11 protein-coding genes are annotated in these 18558 nt (G+C 34.1%); 9 read left to right on the forward strand and 2 right to left on the reverse strand.

The window, feature by feature from the left end; genetic code table 11:
* Window positions 1-130 precede the first annotated feature (130 nt).
* The 3 genes from tamL (at window position 131) to accD (ending at window position 4996) form a co-directional block, all read left to right on the forward strand.
* Window positions 131-2656: a translocation and assembly module lipoprotein TamL gene (gene tamL, locus FGF67_RS08435; protein ID WP_139696702.1), complete on the forward strand. Its 2526-nt coding sequence runs from the start codon at window positions 131-133 to the stop codon at window positions 2654-2656.
* Between the two features lie 134 nt (window positions 2657-2790).
* Window positions 2791-3858, forward strand: coding sequence for a class II fructose-bisphosphate aldolase (gene fbaA / locus FGF67_RS08440; protein ID WP_139696704.1), 1068 nt, complete (start codon window positions 2791-2793; stop codon window positions 3856-3858).
* Window positions 3859-4138: 280 nt separating this feature from the next.
* On the forward strand, window positions 4139-4996 hold the full coding sequence (accD, locus tag FGF67_RS08445; RefSeq protein WP_139696706.1) for an acetyl-CoA carboxylase, carboxyltransferase subunit beta: 858 nt from the start codon (window positions 4139-4141) through the stop codon (window positions 4994-4996).
* A 28-nt stretch (window positions 4997-5024) separates the two neighbouring features.
* Here the strand turns inward: accD and FGF67_RS08450 are convergent, their stop codons facing one another.
* Window positions 5025-6134, reverse strand: a complete 1110-nt coding sequence (locus FGF67_RS08450) for a sensor histidine kinase (protein WP_139696708.1) — start codon at window positions 6132-6134, stop codon at window positions 5025-5027.
* 170 nt (window positions 6135-6304) lie between these two features.
* Between FGF67_RS08450 and rpsO the strand changes: the two genes are divergently transcribed.
* Entirely contained in the window at window positions 6305-6574 is a 270-nt protein-coding gene (gene rpsO / locus FGF67_RS08455) for a 30S ribosomal protein S15 (protein WP_139696860.1), read from the forward strand.
* Between the two features lie 264 nt (window positions 6575-6838).
* The gene (locus FGF67_RS08460) at window positions 6839-9106 is read left to right on the forward strand and encodes a polyribonucleotide nucleotidyltransferase (RefSeq protein WP_139696709.1); all 2268 of its coding nucleotides are present in this window, start codon (window positions 6839-6841) and stop codon (window positions 9104-9106) included.
* Window positions 9107-9187: 81 nt separating this feature from the next.
* Here FGF67_RS08460 and FGF67_RS08465 read toward each other — a convergent pair whose 3' ends face one another.
* A complete protein-coding gene (locus FGF67_RS08465) occupies window positions 9188-10999 on the reverse strand; it encodes a tetratricopeptide repeat protein (protein ID WP_158293202.1) in 1812 nt (603 codons plus the stop codon).
* A gap of 218 nt (window positions 11000-11217) precedes the next feature.
* Here FGF67_RS08465 and FGF67_RS17250 point away from each other — a divergent pair, with 218 nt between their 5' ends.
* The 4 genes from FGF67_RS17250 to FGF67_RS08485 all read left to right on the forward strand — a co-directional run bounded on the left by FGF67_RS17250 (window position 11218) and on the right by FGF67_RS08485 (window position 18553).
* Window positions 11218-11514, forward strand: coding sequence for a c-type cytochrome (locus tag FGF67_RS17250; RefSeq protein WP_158293203.1), 297 nt, complete (start codon window positions 11218-11220; stop codon window positions 11512-11514).
* A gap of 71 nt (window positions 11515-11585) precedes the next feature.
* Window positions 11586-12893: an FG-GAP repeat domain-containing protein gene (locus tag FGF67_RS08475; protein WP_139696715.1), complete on the forward strand. Its 1308-nt coding sequence runs from the start codon at window positions 11586-11588 to the stop codon at window positions 12891-12893.
* 615 nt (window positions 12894-13508) lie between these two features.
* A complete protein-coding gene (locus FGF67_RS08480; protein WP_139696717.1) occupies window positions 13509-16685 on the forward strand; it encodes a SusC/RagA family TonB-linked outer membrane protein in 3177 nt (1058 codons plus the stop codon).
* Window positions 16686-16711: 26 nt separating this feature from the next.
* Entirely contained in the window at window positions 16712-18553 is a 1842-nt protein-coding gene (locus FGF67_RS08485; protein WP_158293204.1) for a RagB/SusD family nutrient uptake outer membrane protein, read from the forward strand.
* The last annotated feature ends 5 nt before the right edge of the window (window positions 18554-18558 follow it).

Below are 18558 nucleotides of genomic sequence, written 5' to 3' on the forward strand. Positions count from 1 at the left end.
TAACGCCTTGATATATTTAAGTATTTTTTATCCTAAATAACGTATTTTTGAACTCAAATTACCGTTATACACTTATGGTAAATTGGTAAAGCGAAAAACAAATCATTGAATGAATTAACCTTAATTCCGTTTGAAAAAACACATCTCAAATAAATTTTTAATTGCCCTTTGTTTAGGTTTGCTCATATCATGCAACGCTGTAAAACGTGTAGAAGATGATGAATATTTGCTTACCAAAACATCCATTAAAATCAATGATAAGGTTGATAAAAGAGAAACTATTGAGAAATTAGTCATTCAACACCCAAACAGAAAAATAGTTGGTATTCCGTTGCGTTTACATATTTATAATTCAGCCAGACCAAATAAAGACTCTATTTTTGACGCTTGGTTACACAAAAACCCTAAACGCCCAGAACGCTTAAAAAATGCTTTTTCACAAAAACAAGTAGACAAATTAAGAGCTTCATCTATTGGGTTTAACAATTGGCTTAAAAAAACAGGAGAAGCGCCAATTATTATTGATGACAAGAAAACAAAAAAGTCTTTAAAACTACTGGAGGCTTACCATATTAATAATGGTTGGTTTGATGCCGAAGCATCTTATGAGTTGCAACCTACAAAGAATAAAAGGGCAGAAATCGATTACTCTGTTAAAACAGGATCTGCTTATATGTTAGACTCTATTACAACCAACATTAAGTCTCCCGTTATTAAAGACATCTACAAAACCATTAAAAACGAGTCTATTATAAAACCTAGTCAGCAATATCGTACATCCAATTTTGATGCTGAGAGAGAACGGATTTCTAATAGTCTTAGAAATAATGGTATTTATCATTTCAACCAAGATTATGTCTCCTTTCAAATTGACACCATAGGAACCAATAAAAATGTAAATGTTAAGTTATCAATTCAAGATAGAGCAATAAGAACACCGGATTCTATAAGAAGAGAACCTTTTGAAGTTTACAATGTAAAAAATGTAAGTATCATCACAGATTACAATTATGAGAACAGAAACAAACCGTTTCAGGATTCTATATCTCACAACGGATATAATTTGTTTAGTTATGGTAAAATGAGGTATACCCCCAGAACCATAACAGATGCTATTTTTATTACACCTGGTGATGTTTATCGAGATAAGGATGTTACCCGAACATACAGACACCTTAAAGAGTTAAAAACCTTTAAATACCCTAATATTGAAGTAACCGAACACCTTGACAATACCCTATCAGACACAATACTTTTAACACCGCTTAAAAAGTTTAGTTTGGGTTTTGCTGCTGATGTGTCTCAAAGTAACATTCAAGCCATTGGTTTAGGGGTAAGCCCTAGTCTTCAAATACGTAATGTTTTCAGAGGAGCCGAAACCCTTGAAATTGCAGGAAAAGGCTCTATAGGTGCTTCAAAAGAGGGAAATAGAGAAAGTGATGCCTTTTTTGATATTATTGAATATGGGGTTGATTTGAGATTATCCATCCCTCGGTTTTTCTCGCCATTTTACACTAAACACCTCATCCCTAAACATATGTCACCTACAACCAATATTAGTTTATCAACTACCAGCCAAACGAATATTGGATTAGACAAACAAACCTTTAGCGGTATTTTTAACTACAACTGGTATCCTAATGACAAGGTAAGTAATAGGCTCGATTTATTTAATATTCAATACGTTAGAAATCTTAATATTGACAGGTATTTTTTAGTCTACAATAACTCTTACCAAACACTTAATAATATTGCTAAAGACATTAATTACATTCCTTCTGAAGATGACCTATCTATTCCTGATGGTGCTGATGAATTTATAAAATTTGCATTAGGCCCTCCTCCGTCAGAAGATTTATCACAAGAGCAATTACTCACCGTAAATGGTATTAATGAAAGAAAAACAAGACTAACAGAAAACAACCTTATTCTCTCCACAAGTTTCGGAATTACCATAGATGAAAGAAAAAATCTATTTGATGAAGACTTTTCTATTTTCAGGGCAAGATTAGAACCCGCAGGAAACATCCTAAGAGCAGCATCTAATCTACTAAATCTCCCTAAAGATTCTAGTGGCCGATACACTCTTTTCAATGTAGCCTATTCACAGTTTGTAAAAACAGAACTTGATTATATTAAACACTGGGATTTAGGTAAAAAGAACGTACTCGCTATGAGAAGCTTTTTTGGTATAGCCATCCCATACGGCAACTCAAATAGCATACCATTTGCAAAAAGTTTTTTCGCTGGAGGACCTAATGATAACCGAGCTTGGTCCGCCTATAGCCTAGGGCCTGGTAGTTCAAAATCAAATAATGAATTTAACGAGGCGAATATGAAAATTGCGCTTAGTGTAGAACAACGTTTTAATATTTTCGATAAATTTTATGGCGCTGTATTTGTTGATGCTGGAAATATTTGGAATGTTCTTGATAGTGCAACCGATGACAAAGCTATTTTTAACGGTTTCAGTGATTTAAAGGATATTGCCGTAGGCTCTGGTATTGGCTTTAGATATGACTTTAGATTTTTTGTATTTAGGCTTGATATAGGTTTTAAAACCTACGATCCGTCATATGGTGAAGATAATCGTTGGTTTAATGACTATAATTTTAGAAACGCTGTTTACAATATTGGAATAAACTACCCCTTTTAAGTTATTTATTTTTCAACCTTACACTATAACGTTTTAGTAGTATTTTAACCATTTCAAGACTTAAAAGCCAAAAAACTTAGTTAAAAAATTCTTATTTTTGTGCCTCAATAATTTAGAAATCTTTTAATTAGAACATGGGACACAATATAAAACCAGGTGTAGCTACAGGACAAGAGGTTCAAGCTATATTCAACCACGCTAAAGCTAATAATTATGCGCTTCCTGCAGTAAACGTTATCGGATCTGATACTATCAACGGTGTTTTAGAAACTGCTAGAGACCTAAATGCTCCAGTAATCATTCAATTTTCAAACGGTGGTGCGCAGTTCAACGCTGGAAAAGGATTGAGTAATGACGGACAAAAAGCGGCTATTGCTGGTGCTGTAGCTGGAGCAAAACACGTACATACTTTAGCGGAAGCTTATGGTGTTCCTGTTATTTTACATACTGACCATTGTGCAAAAAAATTACTACCTTGGATTGATGGTTTATTAGATGCCAGTGAAAAACATTTTGCTGAAACAGGTAAATCATTATTCAGTTCTCACATGATTGATTTATCGGAAGAACCAATTGAAGAAAACATCGAAATTTGCAAACAATACTTAGAGCGCATGTCAAAAATGGGCATGACTTTAGAGATTGAACTAGGAATTACTGGAGGTGAAGAAGATGGTGTAGACAATACCGATGTTGATGATTCAAAATTATACACCCAACCAGAAGAAGTTGCTTATGCTTATGAAGAATTAAGCAAAGTGAGTTCGCAATTTACTATCGCTGCAGCCTTTGGTAACGTTCATGGGGTTTACAAACCAGGAAACGTAAAATTAACTCCGAAAATCTTAAAAAATTCTCAAGAATATATTTCTGAAAAATATGGTGTAGGTCATAACCACATTGATTTTGTATTCCATGGCGGATCTGGATCAACCGTTGAAGAAATTCGTGAGGGCATCAGCTACGGTGTTATTAAAATGAATATTGATACTGATTTACAATATGCATTTATGAGTGGTATACGTGATTATATGGCAGACAAATCAGACTATTTACAATCGCAAATTGGTAACCCTGAAGGCGATGATTCACCTAACAAAAAATATTACGATCCTAGAGTTTGGTTACGTGAAGGTGAAAAAACTTTTGTTGCTAGATTGAAAAAAGCGTTTGAAGACCTAAACAATGTTAACACTTTGTAATCAGGTTTTCCTTAAAACATGATAAAAACGACCTTTTTTAAAGGTCGTTTTTTTTATTTATAGCTCTATAAAAGAGTCATTTACACCCACTATAATAATAATAATGTTTATGGCGTTACCACAAAATTAAAAAAAGGCTTAATTTTGTGGTCAGGCTTTCGGCGGTCGCTTTTTGGGAAAAACTAAAAGAGCTTCAACAAATGCCTCAATCCTTAACGCTCAAACAAAACGTTAAGATGAGTTAATCATAAACCTAAAAAGGAAAAAACTATACAGCATTATGTCTTGGTTTAAAAGAAAAACAAAAGGGATAACAACAACAACCGAAGAAAAGAAAGACACACCTAAAGGATTGTGGTACAAATCTCCAACAGGAAAAATTGTTGATACCGAAGAGTTAGAAAAAAACTTTTATGTAAGTCCTGAAGATGGATATCACGTAAGAATTGGTAGTAAAGAATATTTTGAAATATTATTTGATGATAACAAGTTTAAAGAGCTAGACAAAAACTTAGAGTCTAAAGACCCTTTAAAATTTGAAGACACCAAAAAATACCCAGAACGCCTTAAAGCGGCTCAAGAAAAAACAGCGCTTAAAGATGCCGTAAGAACCGCCGTTGGAAAATCGAAAGGAAAAGATTTAGTTGTGGCTTGTATGGATTTTGCTTTTATTGGAGGCTCTATGGGAAGTGTTGTTGGTGAGAAAATAGCCAGAGCGGCAGATTATTCATTAAAACACAATATACCTTTAATGGTAATCTCAAAGTCTGGTGGTGCCAGAATGATGGAAGCCGCATTATCCTTAATGCAGTTAGCCAAAACCTCAGTAAAACTAGCACAATTAGCAGATGCAAAAATACCGTACATTTCATTATGTACAGATCCTACTACGGGAGGAACCACAGCCTCTTTTGCTATGTTAGGAGATATCAATATTAGTGAGCCAGGAGCCTTAATTGGTTTTGCAGGCCCTCGTATTGTAAGAGACACTACGGGTAAAGAATTACCAGAAGGCTTTCAAACCTCAGAGTTTTTATTAGAACATGGTTTTCTTGATTTCATTACATTAAGAAAAGATTTAAAAAATAAAGTTAATCAATATTTAGATTTAATTTTAAATCAACCATTAAGAGCATAAAAAAAGCGAGCCGTTTGGCTCGCTTTTTTTATGCCTTCTTCAAATAGATTGAAAATTCAGTTCCTACATCAACTTCACTAACTACTTCTACTTTACCTCCCATAGATTCAATATGGTTTTTAGTAATAAACAACCCAACACCAATAGCATCCTTATGTAAATGAAATGTTTTATACATTTGAAATAGGCTTTTTCCGTATTTTTCTAAATCAATACCCAAACCATTATCGGCTATAATCAAAACAATATATTGATCTTCTACTCTAAAAGACAATTTGATTGTAGGGCTTCTTTCCTCTGAACGGTACTTGATGGCATTACTTAAAAAATTTAATATAATACTATCTAAGTATGCCGGAATGCCCTTTACCTCAATATCATCTTCAATAGTATTCTCAATACTAATATTATAATTTTGAGCTAATGCCCTCACATTATAAATACCTCTCTCAACATAATCATAAAGGTTTAAAACATCTAATTGATCATTACCAACTTGATTAATTTTAGCCACCTCAGATAAGTGTGATACAGTCTCTTCAAGGTTATCTATTGCTTTAACCAATAAATTGTAATTCTCATTATCTTTTAACCATTCAAATTCCTCAAGTAAAAAATCTTTAATTGTAGAAAGATTACCAGAATGAGATCGTAAATTATGTGTTATAATATCAGCAAACGTATTTAGCCGCTCATTTTGTTCTCTAACCACTTTTAACATGAGTTTCAACTTATCCTGATTAAGCTTTCTACTTGTGATGTCAGAAAACTGCCAAATCATTTGAGCTGGAGACTGGTCTTTATTCAATATTAAAGAGACCGAGATTAACACCCAGATGATTGAACCATCTTTATGAAAATAACGCTGACGCACTCTATAACGGTTAATTTTTCCCGCCATTAAACGTTCGTACTTTTTTTCATGCACGCCCAAATCTTCACGAAAAACAATATTTTGAATATCCATATTAAACAACTCGTTTCTGGTGTACCCAAAGAGTTCACAAACACTGTCATTTACTTTTATCCAATCACCGTCTAGCGTTAATATAACAATGCCATCATACGTATTATTGAAAATCTTCTCAAACGAATCATAAGTATCTGGAAAATTATTTTGAGGAAATAGTGACTTCATACTCTGAATGTTAGTTTAAGTATCTTTTTTAAAAACGGTTGGCACTATTAACCTTTAGGAATATGTTTAAAAGTTACATAAAAAACTCAATAAACCCAAAAAAGTTTCTATATTTGCCGCTCGAAAGAAAGACTTTCGTGTACATAACAATTATTTACAACAATATTAGCATGTATTTAACCAAAGAAGTAAAAGAAGAAATCTTCGCAAAACACGGAAAAGGAAAAAACGATTCAGGTTCTGCAGAAGGTCAAATTGCGTTATTTACGCACAGAATTAATCATTTAACTGAGCACTTAAAAAAGAATCGTAAAGATTATAATACAGAGCGTTCATTAGTAAAGCTAGTGGGTAAGCGTCGTGCATTACTAGATTACTTAATTAAGAAAGATATCTTAAGATATCGTGCCATAGTAAAAGAATTAGGATTAAGAAAATAATAAAAAGAGGCTCCTTTGAGCCTCTTTTTTGTTTTTGCGTAAAAGGTTTAAGACATCAAATACCGCTAAACTTTTACAAAAAAGTAACGCAAAATAAATTAACTCAAACGTAAGAGTTTAAACTACGTATTTATAGAAGAAGCTTTTTATAGTTTTTCATTGGTCATGACATAACTGTCACAACACACAACAACTACACACAACACAACGACCATTGTTTAACAATTTTGAGCGCATATGTGCTTGAATTACAAGAAAAAATTTATGATTCCACAAGTTTTTAAAGAGGTTATTGACCTTGGTGACGGTAGAGAAATTTCTATTGAAACCGGAAAATTAGCAAAACAAGCGCATGGTAGCGTTGTTGTGCAATCTGGAAACTGTATGTTATTATGTACGGTTGTTTCCAATTACAAACAAGCAGATGTTGATTTTTTACCTTTAACAGTAGATTACCGTGAGAAATTCGCCGCTGCTGGTAGATACCCTGGCGGTTTCTTTAAGAGAGAAGCCAGACCTAGTGACGGGGAAGTATTAACCATGCGTTTAGTAGACCGCGTTTTACGTCCGTTATTCCCAAAAGATTACCATTCTGAAACTCAGGTAATGATTCAGTTAATGTCTCATGACCCTGAAGTTATGCCAGATGCTATGGCAGGTTTAGCGGCTTCAGCGGCTATTCAATTATCAGATTTCCCATTTGAATGCCCTATCTCTGAAGTAAGAGTTGGTCGTATTAATGGTGAGTTTATTATTAACCCTTCTTTTTCTCAATTAGAAGAATCTGACATCGATATGATTATTGGTGCATCGGCTGATTCTGTTATGATGGTTGAAGGTGAAATGGACGAGATTTCTGAAGAAGAAATGACCGAAGCTATCAAGTTTGCCCATGAAGCTATTAAAGTACAATGTGCTGCTCAAGTAAAATTAGCAGAGGCATTTGGTAAAAAAGAAACACGCGAATATGAGCCAGAGAGAGAAGATGAGGCTTTAGCTCAAAAAATTCACGATATGGCGTATGATAAAGTATATGCTGTTGCCAAAGCGGGGTCTTCAAAACATGAAAGAAGTGCTGCTTTTGCTGAAATTAAAGAAGAGATTATTGCTAGTTTCTCTGAAGAAGACATAGAAGATTTTGGAGATTTAATTTCAAAATATTACTCTAAAGCTGAAAAAACAGCGGTTAGAGATTTAACTTTAAATGAAGGTTTACGTTTAGATGGACGTAAAACTACAGACATCAGACCAATTTGGTGTGAGATTGATTATTTGCCATCAACGCATGGTTCATCAATCTTTACTCGTGGGGAAACTCAAGCTCTAGCTACCGTGACCTTAGGTACAAGTAGAGAGGCTAACCAAATTGATATGCCATCTTTTGAAGGTGAAGAGCGCTTTTATTTACATTATAACTTCCCTCCTTTTTCAACGGGTGAGGCAAGACCAATTCGTGGTACATCACGACGTGAAGTAGGACATGGTAATTTGGCGCAACGTGCTTTAAAAGGTATGGTTCCTGAAGATTGTCCATACACTGTGCGTGTTGTTTCTGAGATTTTAGAATCTAATGGTTCTTCATCTATGGCAACGGTTTGTGCGGGTACAATGGCCATGATGGATGCTGGCGTACAACTAAAAAAACCCGTTTCTGGTATTGCCATGGGATTAATCACAGATACTGAATCTGGAAAATACGCAGTATTGTCTGATATTTTAGGTGATGAAGATCACTTAGGAGATATGGACTTTAAAGTTACTGGTACGGCAGATGGCATTACAGCTTGCCAAATGGATATTAAGGTAAAAGGATTATCCTATGAAATTCTTGTAAATGCTTTAAAACAAGCGCGTGATGGTCGTTTACACATTTTAGAAAGAATAACTGATACAATTGCTACTCCAAATGCAGATGTAAAAGCACATGCGCCAAAAATGGTTACTGCAATTTTACCTAACGATTTAATTGGCGCCTTTATTGGTCCTGGCGGAAAAGTGATTCAAGAATTACAGAAAGAAACAGGAACTACTATTGTTATCAATGAAGACCCTATTACAGAAGAAGGTATTGTTGAAATATTAGGAACTGACCAAGCTGGAATTGATGCTGTATTAGCTAAAATTGATTCTTTAATGTTTAAACCTGAAGTTGGTAGCGTTTATGAGGTAAAAGTTATTAAGATGCTTGACTTTGGTGCTGTAGTAGAATATACTGAGGCTCCAGGAAACGAGGTACTTTTACATGTAAGTGAATTAGCTTGGGAACGTACCGAAAATGTATCTGATGTTGTAAATATGGGTGATGTGTTTGATGTAAAATACTTTGGAGTTGACCCTAAAACACGTAAAGAAAAAGTATCTAGAAAAGCTATTTTACCAAAACCAGAAGGTTGGCAACCAAGACCTCCAAGAGATAATAATCGTGGTGGTGGTCGTGACAATAGAGGTAGAGATAATCGTGGACGCGATAACCGTAACAGGGATAATCGTAGAGACGATAGAAAACCAAGAGAAGACAAAAATGAGGATTAATTAAACCTCTCTTAGTATTAAACAAAGTCCATCAAATCGTATTTTGATGGACTTTTTTATAATTCAGATTTTTAAAAAAAATCAACCATTCATCTCACTAGAAAACTGTTCCGCCAAATTTTTTAAACCATTAACATAGTTCTCATCTATATTATATTTCAATGCTAAACCAATGGTTTGATTAATATACTGTAAAGCCATTTCCTTATTTTTTAATTGATAATAGCCTACAGCAATATTCCGCCCTGCCGAAACCCGATTATTTGTTTTATACCGACTATTATAAAAGGCCCGTTCAGAAAACTCAATGCCTTCTTTTAAATCTGCAACCCTATCTTGAGGATATGATACCAAAACCCAACCTAAATACATTTGCAATTCACTGTCATTGGGATAAAAGCTTAGCGCTCTTCTAAAAAAATCTTCGGCATCCTCCCACATCCCATTTGTCATAAAAAGGTCTGTTAAATGTTTTATTAAATATTTATTTTTTGGTTCTGCATTAAAAGCCTGCATAAACAATGAAATGGCTTTAAAAACATTATCTTTTTTTTCTTCGTTAATACCTTCATAAATTTTTACACTGGCATCATTAGGACTCAACATTCTTAATCGAGCGTAATATGCCTTGGCTATATCTGTGAAACCCGTTTGAATCATTAAAAACAAAGCATCTCCCAAAATATGAACATCAGAAAAATTACTAGTTGCAACTTCTTTCATGATTTCAACAGCTCTTTCTTTATTATTAGCTTTTTCATAAAACAAACCAGCCAAAGTTGATTTCTGATTTGGTGTATTACTTTCAAAACTTAACCCTTCTTCAAAATACCGAGAAGATTCCTTTTTAAAACCAGCATCTCCTAAAGCAATACCTATTTGTAGTATTTCCTTATAGTTATCTTTAAAAAGCAAAATATGCCTATCTAAAAGCGAAAGAATTTGTTCTCCTGTTCCTTGTGCTAAATTTTGTCGAATAACCTTAGATAACACATATTTACTATCAGGTATATTTTTCCTAGCATGCTGCAAAAGTATATTGGTCCATTTACTATCTGAACCACTCATAGCATCATCAATTTGCTTTAAAACAAAAGCCTCTGATTTTGACATTAGAGATAAATTATCTTTTAGCGTATCAATGGGAAGACTAAATACTCTTAAATCATTTGCTCTTTCTTTATATTTTTCTGCCTTAATACGATCTCCTTTCAACGCATACAAATTCCCTAGTTCTCTATATGCTGGTCCAAATGATTTATAGGTTCTGGTAAGCTCTTGAAGCTCTCGCTCTGCTTTATCATTTGCTTTTTCCATCATATAAACTTTACTCAATGATAACTTAGAAAAAACTTGAAGCGGTAGATATGAGCCGTGATTAGAACTTCTTACATAAGTATATTTAGCATCAAGAGATGTAATACGCTTAAAAACATCCGTTGCTTGTTCTGTGGAATCCATTTGCCTGTAAATTTCCCCCAGTTGATACCAAGCATTCCAGACTTTTGGTTGGATATCGACAACACTTTTCATAGCTTTAAGCCCAAGTGCCGACTCACCCAATTCGATATGCAATAAACCTTTGTAATATAACCATTGCCAAGATTTAGGGTTTATTATATTGGCTAATTCAAAACATTTAGCCGCAGGTATATAATAATTAGACGCATAATATACCATTCCTAAATTTCCTAAATTTTCATCAGTTGTTTTTTTTCTTGCTAAATCATCAGCATGTATTACTTGATTTTTTAACGACTCAGGTATATTATTAAGATCTGGTACTACAGGAATTTGCTCTTTATAATTTCCCTGACAACTTATAAATAACACAACTAAAAGAGCTGATAAACTATTTTTAAAGTATAAAACCAGGCTATTCCTAGTAATCATCCGAAGTAACTTTGAACCACAATTCTTATTGAACATGTTTTATTAAATAAATAATGAGATTATATGTAATTTTCATATTTTTATCTTGCAATATAAATAATCCCTCATTATGGCCTAATAAATATATGGTACAATATTTAAAACTCTTTTTTTTCTGCTTTTTTTGTGTATTATTTATCGCTTGCACACAGAAAAAGAAACAAAACCAAACAGATTTTATGGCTGAAGGCAAATTAATATTTGAACAATCTGGTTGTGCCATTTGCCACTCTTTAAATGGAGAAACCATGTATGGTCCTGCATTAAATTCTATTTTAGGCAAATCCATTCACGTATTAAGAGATAGTATTCAACATTCAATTACAGTGGATGAGGACTATATTTATAGAGCAATAAAAGATCCCGATTTTGAAAAAAATGAAGCTTACTTGTCAAAAAAAATGCCTTTACCAATTTTAACCGACAAACAAATTGAAATATTAAGCACATACATTATTCAATTAAACAAGCATTAAACAAAAAATGCAGCATTAACCTAACAATAAATTACCCAAAGCAAAAAAACTTAATAAGTCAAAATTAACAAATGACTCAAAAAAAAAACAAAATCACAATTCTGGTAGTTCTTACAGTTATTCTAGGAATACTTAGTTCATTTTTCATTTATCAATCAATAGATAAATCTACTATTGAAACAGATGATGATATGGATAAGGAAAAAAAAGAGGTTGCAAATAATGCAATAGAATATTTCACAATATCTGCCATTGGAAACGATTTTACAGAAAACCCACGGATTTCTCATATTATAGCTAACGACCTTGACAACGATAAACTACTTGATGTTGTTGTGTGTGATATGCTTTCTAATTCTGTTTCATGGATTAGGCAGCATCCTATAGGTGTTTTTCAAGAAATACGCCTAGCTGACAACTTAATTGCTCCCGCTCATGTTGAAGCCATAGATTTTGATGAAGATGGAGATAAAGATATTATGGTTGCTGTTCTGGGTATGCTTTTTCCTAATAATGACAAAATAGGTTCTGTTGTAATACTAGAAAATGATGGTAACAACAAATTTAAGAAGCATGTTATTGTTGATAAAATTGCACGTGTAACCGATGTTAGAGCTGGAGACTTAGATGGTGATGGAGATAAAGATTTAGCAGTAGCACAATTTGGTTATGACGACGGTGAAACCAGATGGATTGAAAACTTAGGCAATTGGGAATTCAACAGTCATATTATTCAAAGAATTTCTGGCCCCCTTAATGTTGAAATTATTGATATAGATAATGACTCTGACCTTGATATTATTTCATTAGTAACCCAAGAATGGGAAGACATATATTGTTTTATAAATGATGGCAAAGGTCATTTTGAAGCCAAACTTATTTGGGGATCAAATAATCAGGATTTTGGTTCTAGCGGAATTAGTTTAGCCGATATCAACCAAGATGGTGCTATGGATATTTTATATACCAATGGTGATGCTTTTGATTATGTACCACCAATGCCTAGACCATGGCATGGTGTTCAATGGTTAGAAAATATGGGGAATTTATCCTTTAAATCGCATAGAATCTGTGATTTCCCAGGAGCTTTTAGTGCGCGAAGTTGTGATTTTGATAAAGATAACGACATGGATATTTTAGTGGTAAGTGGTTTCAATCTTTGGGATAAACCATTTGCAGAAAGCTTTATATGGTTAGAGAATGATGGAAGTCATAATTTTACAAAGCACACTATAGCAACCTCTCCAACTCATCTAATTACCATGGATCTAGGAGATTTTGACAATAATGGGAGCATGGATGCAGTAACAGGTGGTATGTATGTTTACCCCCCTTATAACCATATGAAACGACTCTCCTTATGGAAAAACAATAAATAGTTACCTCTCACTTCCAGCTTATAAACAGAAAAAAATAGTTACCTAGTTTTCAATTTATAATTACATTCTTATTTACAAGAACAAGGATATTATTTGTAAAAAACACCTGTTTTTTACCTCCTGAAATACAAGTTATTTTTAACAAAATAACTTGTTCTACTCCTTAGTAAGTGGTAATCATTTCATCCTTATCACAAAAGAGGCTTTAAAAAACACTGATATAAAGCCTAAAACAGCGCATATCTTTAATCAAATACATTTGTGATAGCATTTAAACCATATGATACAATCCAAACTATTTTGATTTACAATATTTACACAAAGTTTTTAACTGTTTTTAACATACTTGCATTTTAACTATTTGTTTTAAACAAAATATAGTTTATGCTTTAAGAGTCAAATATGTTATAAAACAAGATGAAGCTCAAAAACAAACTATAAACAAATTCTAACTAATTAAACTAAAAACGAACTATGACTTAAAACTATCTTCTTTTCTTACCTATTGATTACACCCTACCCATATTTAATAGTAAAAAAAGTATGCTAACCTAATAACCTGGTAGAGTTGTAATTGAATTATTTAACTATAACTAACAATAGAATTAAAACTTAATGAAAAAACTAGTTATTCAGACGGATAATTTTAGAATTCCGTTGCATTGCAATTTACAAATGAAACTTACGGCGCTTTTTTTAATTGTATCCTTGTTTCAAATTCATGCAAACCCTTTGCGAAACGAAAACTCGGTTTCCTTACAAGACAAGTTTCAAGTAAGCGGAACTGTTTTAGATGAAAACAATCAACCTTTACCAGGAGCTACAATTATTGAAAAAGGCACAACTAATGGTACTACTGTAGATTTTGATGGAAACTATACTATAATGGTTTCCAATAAAAACGCCATAATAGAAGTATCCTTTCTTGGTTTTATAGATCAAGACATACAGATTAACGGACGGTCGCAAATTTCAATAGTCCTAAAAGAAAACCTATCAGAACTTGATGAAGTTGTGGTTGTAGGTTATGGTAGTCAAAGAAAGGAAACTGTTGTAGGTTCAGTAGTTCAGGCTAAAGGAGAACAATTACTTAGAGCCGGTGCTGTTGCAACCGTTTCGGAGGCGCTAACAGGACTTATGCCCGGGGTATCTACGCAACAAGCTGCTGGACAACCAGGCTCAACAGCTTCAAGAATATTAATACGTGGTCAATCTACCTTTAGTGGAAACAATAATCCATTATATATTGTTGATGGCGTTGAAAGAGACTTTAACGACCTAGACCCTAACGAAATAGAATCTATATCTGTTTTAAAGGATGCTTCAGCCACAGCTGTATTTGGAGTTAAGGCAGCAAATGGTGTTGTTGTAGTTACAACCAAACGCGGTAAATCGGGTGATACTAAAGTGACCTTTACAAGCAGTTGGGGGTTAAAAGAACCAACAATGAACACCAATTATTATGCAGATTACCCTACTACCCTAGAAAAATTTAATGAGGCAGCACTTAATGATCGTGCGTATGACCAATTGCATCCACAAAGCCTTATTGATACTTGGAGAGACCCTAATCGCGATAAAACCTTCTACACCTATACTACCTGGATAAATGAATTATTAACCACGGGAACCAACTCTCAGTACAACCTAAATGTTTCTGGTGGTAATGATTTTGTTAAATATTTTACATCTTTAGGATATCAATATGATGGTGATATTTTTGACATTGAAAAACAAAAAGATTTTGACCCAAGAACTTATCAAAGAAAATTCACTTGGCGGTCAAATTTAGATTTTAATTTTAGCAAATCTACCCAATTTAAAGTTGGTTTATCTGGTAACTTTAAAAACCTTAACCAAAATATTATTACTCAAGGTACTAATAATGGAATTGCCAGAGGAAACGGAGATAGTTTTACGCGTATTTGGCAAACTCCTCTTATTGGACCTACTCCAATATTACCTGATGGTCGCTTAACCACTGTACTTGGTGCGGTTGTAAACCCAAACTTCTATGTAATGGAAAGAGAAGGACAATGGAGAACGCGTAGCAATACCTTATACACAGATTTTACCTTAGTACAAAACCTTACTAAAGATTTAAAAGTTCAAGGACGATTATCTTATAATTTTTCTCAATCCTATAGAGGTAATGGTCAACAACAAGCTCTAATAAAGCAACCTATCTTACAGTACTACCCTAACGAAGATAATACGGACTTTATTCAGGAAGGTGATCCTAATGCCATTGTTGGACCTCCGGTGGTTGGTGCAGAAGTAATAAATGGTTCCAACAATAGTTTGTATTATGAATTTCGTGCCAATTACGATAAAACATTAAATGACCACCAAATTGGTGTTATGGGGCTATTTAGTAGAAGACGTGCCCAAAATGGAACTAGTTTTCCAAGTTTTGAAGAGAGTTGGGTAGGTCGAGCCACTTACGGGTATCAATCAAAATATCTAGTTGAATTCAATGGTGCATATAATGGTAGTGAAAACTGGGAGCCTGGTTTACGCTACGGATTTTTCCCGTCAGCAGCCGTTGGATGGGTCGTATCGAGAGAAAAGTTCTTTAAAAACAATGTAGGCTTTTTTAATTTCTTAAAGTTTAGATATTCTTATGGTGAGGTTGGAGATGACAACATTAGAATAAATAACCAAGAACAGCGATTTCTTTATGCCTCACCATATGGTACGCGTGCAGGTGGTTCGTCTCAGTTCTTTTACGGAAACCCTTTAATTAATTATGGCCCCCTTTACTTAGAAGGCAGACCTGGAGTTACAGGAAACACCTGGGAGCGGGCCATAAAACAAGATTTAGCCGTAGAGTTTAGCATATTTGATAGTCAACTTAGAACCACTGTTGAACTTTTTGATGAACAACGTTCAGAGATTTTAACACAAAGACGTACTGTTGCTCCTTGGTTTGGTAATACCGCACCTATTGCTAATATTGGTCAAACCAAAAATCATGGTATTGATTTAGAGCTAAAATGGAATTCTAACATTGGAGAAAATTTCCAATATTTCCTTACAGCTAACATGTCCATTAGTGAAAGTAGAATTATAGAACGTGATGATCCTGTAAGTACAGCACCTTATCAAGCTGATGCGGGTAAGCCAATTGGATGGCAAAATGGTCTTCTAAGTGATGGACTTTATCAGTCATGGGATGACCTATATAATAGTACACCATCCTCCTTTTCCAATAATTTAATTCCTGGCTCCCTGAGTTTTGTTGATTATGATGCTGATGGAGTAATCACTGTTCAAGATAGAGTGCCTATTAATAATCCGCAATTCGCAACTAAAACATACGCTTTTAGTCTTGGTATTTCTTATAAAAACTTTTCTGCACACGCTTTGTTTAATGGTATGTGGGACATTTCAAAAAACCTTGCCGACGTGTATTTATTTGAATATGCCTCTGCTGCAACAACCAATTGGCAACTCTTAAATAATGAACAATTTGATGCTTGGTCTTTTGATAACCCTAATGGTGTACATCCTGCTTTACGAACAACATCTAATGGTCATGATAATCAACAAAGCACCTACACGAATAGATCAAGTGACTTTTTAAGATTTAAAACTTTAGAACTAAGATATAGAATTGGTAAAAAGCTACTTAATAAGTTAAATTTATTTGATACGTTTGAAGTATTTGTAAATGGAAATAACTTAGCTACTTGGTCTGCTTTACCAGATGAATTTGACCCTGAATCACAACAGTTACTTGTGTATCCAATCACAAAACGCTATAATTTTGGAGTTAAATTATCATTCTAATAAAAAAAATGAAAAAGTATAACATTATGAAAAGATATTTTAATATATTACTACTTTTGGTAGTCCTAGCAAGCACATACTCTTGTGAAGACTATCTTGATCAAAGCCCAGAAGATGGGTTAACTTCAGAGCAAGTTTTTTCCGATTATTTTTCTACGCGAGGTACACTAGATAGAGCCAATCGATTAATACATAATTACGTCTTTAATGATTCCGACTGGTCTAGTGAATTAAACGGCATGGCTGATGACTGTCAGGTGTCTGCCACTAGATTTCCAGTTCATACAGTTTTAAATTCAGGAAACTGGATGGACAGCAACTTTAGAGAAATTGGTGGTATGAGAAGCTTTAATGTAAATCAAGAATTTAATGGGAATGATATTCCTATTGAGATAGTTGGCAAAGCATTTATAGCCATTAGAGCCGTAAATCAAGTAATGAAGAATATTGACTTAATTACGGAATATCCAGAGGGTTTAGGCTATACTAAGGTACAGCTGAAAAACCAATTAATTGGGCAGGCCTATTTTTTAAGAGCTTTCCACTATTTTCAAATTATTAGAAGATATGGTGGTTTTCCAATTATGGACAAAGTATATGATACTACTCATGACTTTAATGAAACCAGACCAACTTACTTAGAGTCAACAGAGTTTATGGTTTCTGATTTGGATAAAGCTATAGAATTACTTCCTGAGCAATGGAATTCACAAAATCTTGGTAGAGCAACTAAAACTTCAGCAAGAGCTTTAAAAGCCATGTCACTCTTATATGCAGCAAGTCCTTTGATGAACCCTCAATTAAACCCTTATGGTTCAAACTCTAAAACATACAATATAGATTTAGCAAAAAGAGCCGCTCAAGCTGGTGCTGAAGCTATTAATGGACTTACAGCCGGGGGTTATGAAATGTTTAGCATGGAAGACTATACCGAAAACTGGTATAGCAGAAACTCTGGCTTCCCTAAAGAAGCTATTATTCAAGCACCTCTATCTCCAAATACTGATCCTAATGGATCTGGAAGAGCTGGCCAAGGATGGTTTTTAGCTCAATTTGAAGGCGGTTGGGCTGTTGAAGGACAACCTACGCAAAATGCAGTTGATAAATTTGAAACTATTTCTGGTTATGACATTAATGACCCAGAAGCTCAAACTATGGGAGGATATGACCCTAACAACCCTTATGAAAATAGAGATCCTCGTTTTAGAAGATTAATATGGGTACATGGTGATGATATGTATCCGGATTTACCTAACCCTAACCCAGGTGCAGCCAGAACTTTAAATGCGCTTCCTGGAGGTTGGCATTATAACTTTGAAAATAGTAGAAGCAAAATGTTTACAGGTTACTATCACAGAGGTAAATTCAAATGGCCCGGATGCAATAAATGGCACAGGTCAAGAGGTTGGTTCCGTATGTTTCCTCATATTAGAGTGCCTCAAGTTTATCTTGATTTTGCAGAAGCTGCCAATGAAGCCTATGGTCCAAATGGTGCTGTTCCTGGCACATCGTTAACAGCAGTTCAAGCTATAAACGTTGTTCGTAACAGGGCTGAAATGCCTAATGTTATTGCCAAATATACTGCAGATAAGGAGACGTTTAAAAAACGTATTTATAATGAAAGAGCTGTAGAACTTTTTCATGAATTCCATAGATGGCATGATTTAAGACGCTGGAAATTGGCACAAGACGTCTTTGCCGAAGGTATATGGGGTGCAGATATTAAAGACGTAAATGGTAACATTGTTTATGACAAAAAGATAATTCAAGGAGCACAACGTATTTTTGAACATAAGCATTATTGGTACCCGTTCCCAACAGATGTTATGAATATTATGACCAAGTTTGAACAAAACCCTGGGTGGTAAATTAT

It is taken from the genome of Allotamlana fucoidanivorans (assembly GCF_006265225.1).
Lineage (GTDB): Bacteria > Bacteroidota > Bacteroidia > Flavobacteriales > Flavobacteriaceae > Allotamlana > Allotamlana fucoidanivorans.

Excerpts from the sequence above, each read along its gene's own strand:
- fbaA (WP_139696704.1), top strand. The coding sequence starts at position 2,791 with ATGGGACACAATATAAAACCAGGTGTAGCTACAGGACAAGAGGTTCAA.
- accD (WP_139696706.1), top strand. The coding sequence starts at position 4,139 with ATGTCTTGGTTTAAAAGAAAAACAAAAGGGATAACAACAACAACCGAA.
- FGF67_RS08450 (WP_139696708.1), bottom strand. The coding sequence starts at position 6,134 with ATGAAGTCACTATTTCCTCAAAATAATTTTCCAGATACTTATGATTCG.
- rpsO (WP_139696860.1), top strand. The coding sequence starts at position 6,305 with ATGTATTTAACCAAAGAAGTAAAAGAAGAAATCTTCGCAAAACACGGA.
- FGF67_RS08460 (WP_139696709.1), top strand. The coding sequence starts at position 6,839 with ATGATTCCACAAGTTTTTAAAGAGGTTATTGACCTTGGTGACGGTAGA.
- FGF67_RS08465 (WP_158293202.1), bottom strand. The coding sequence starts at position 10,999 with ATGATTACTAGGAATAGCCTGGTTTTATACTTTAAAAATAGTTTATCA.
- FGF67_RS17250 (WP_158293203.1), top strand. The coding sequence starts at position 11,218 with ATGGCTGAAGGCAAATTAATATTTGAACAATCTGGTTGTGCCATTTGC.
- FGF67_RS08475 (WP_139696715.1), top strand. The coding sequence starts at position 11,586 with ATGACTCAAAAAAAAAACAAAATCACAATTCTGGTAGTTCTTACAGTT.
- FGF67_RS08480 (WP_139696717.1), top strand. The coding sequence starts at position 13,509 with ATGAAAAAACTAGTTATTCAGACGGATAATTTTAGAATTCCGTTGCAT.
- FGF67_RS08485 (WP_158293204.1), top strand. The coding sequence starts at position 16,712 with ATGAAAAGATATTTTAATATATTACTACTTTTGGTAGTCCTAGCAAGC.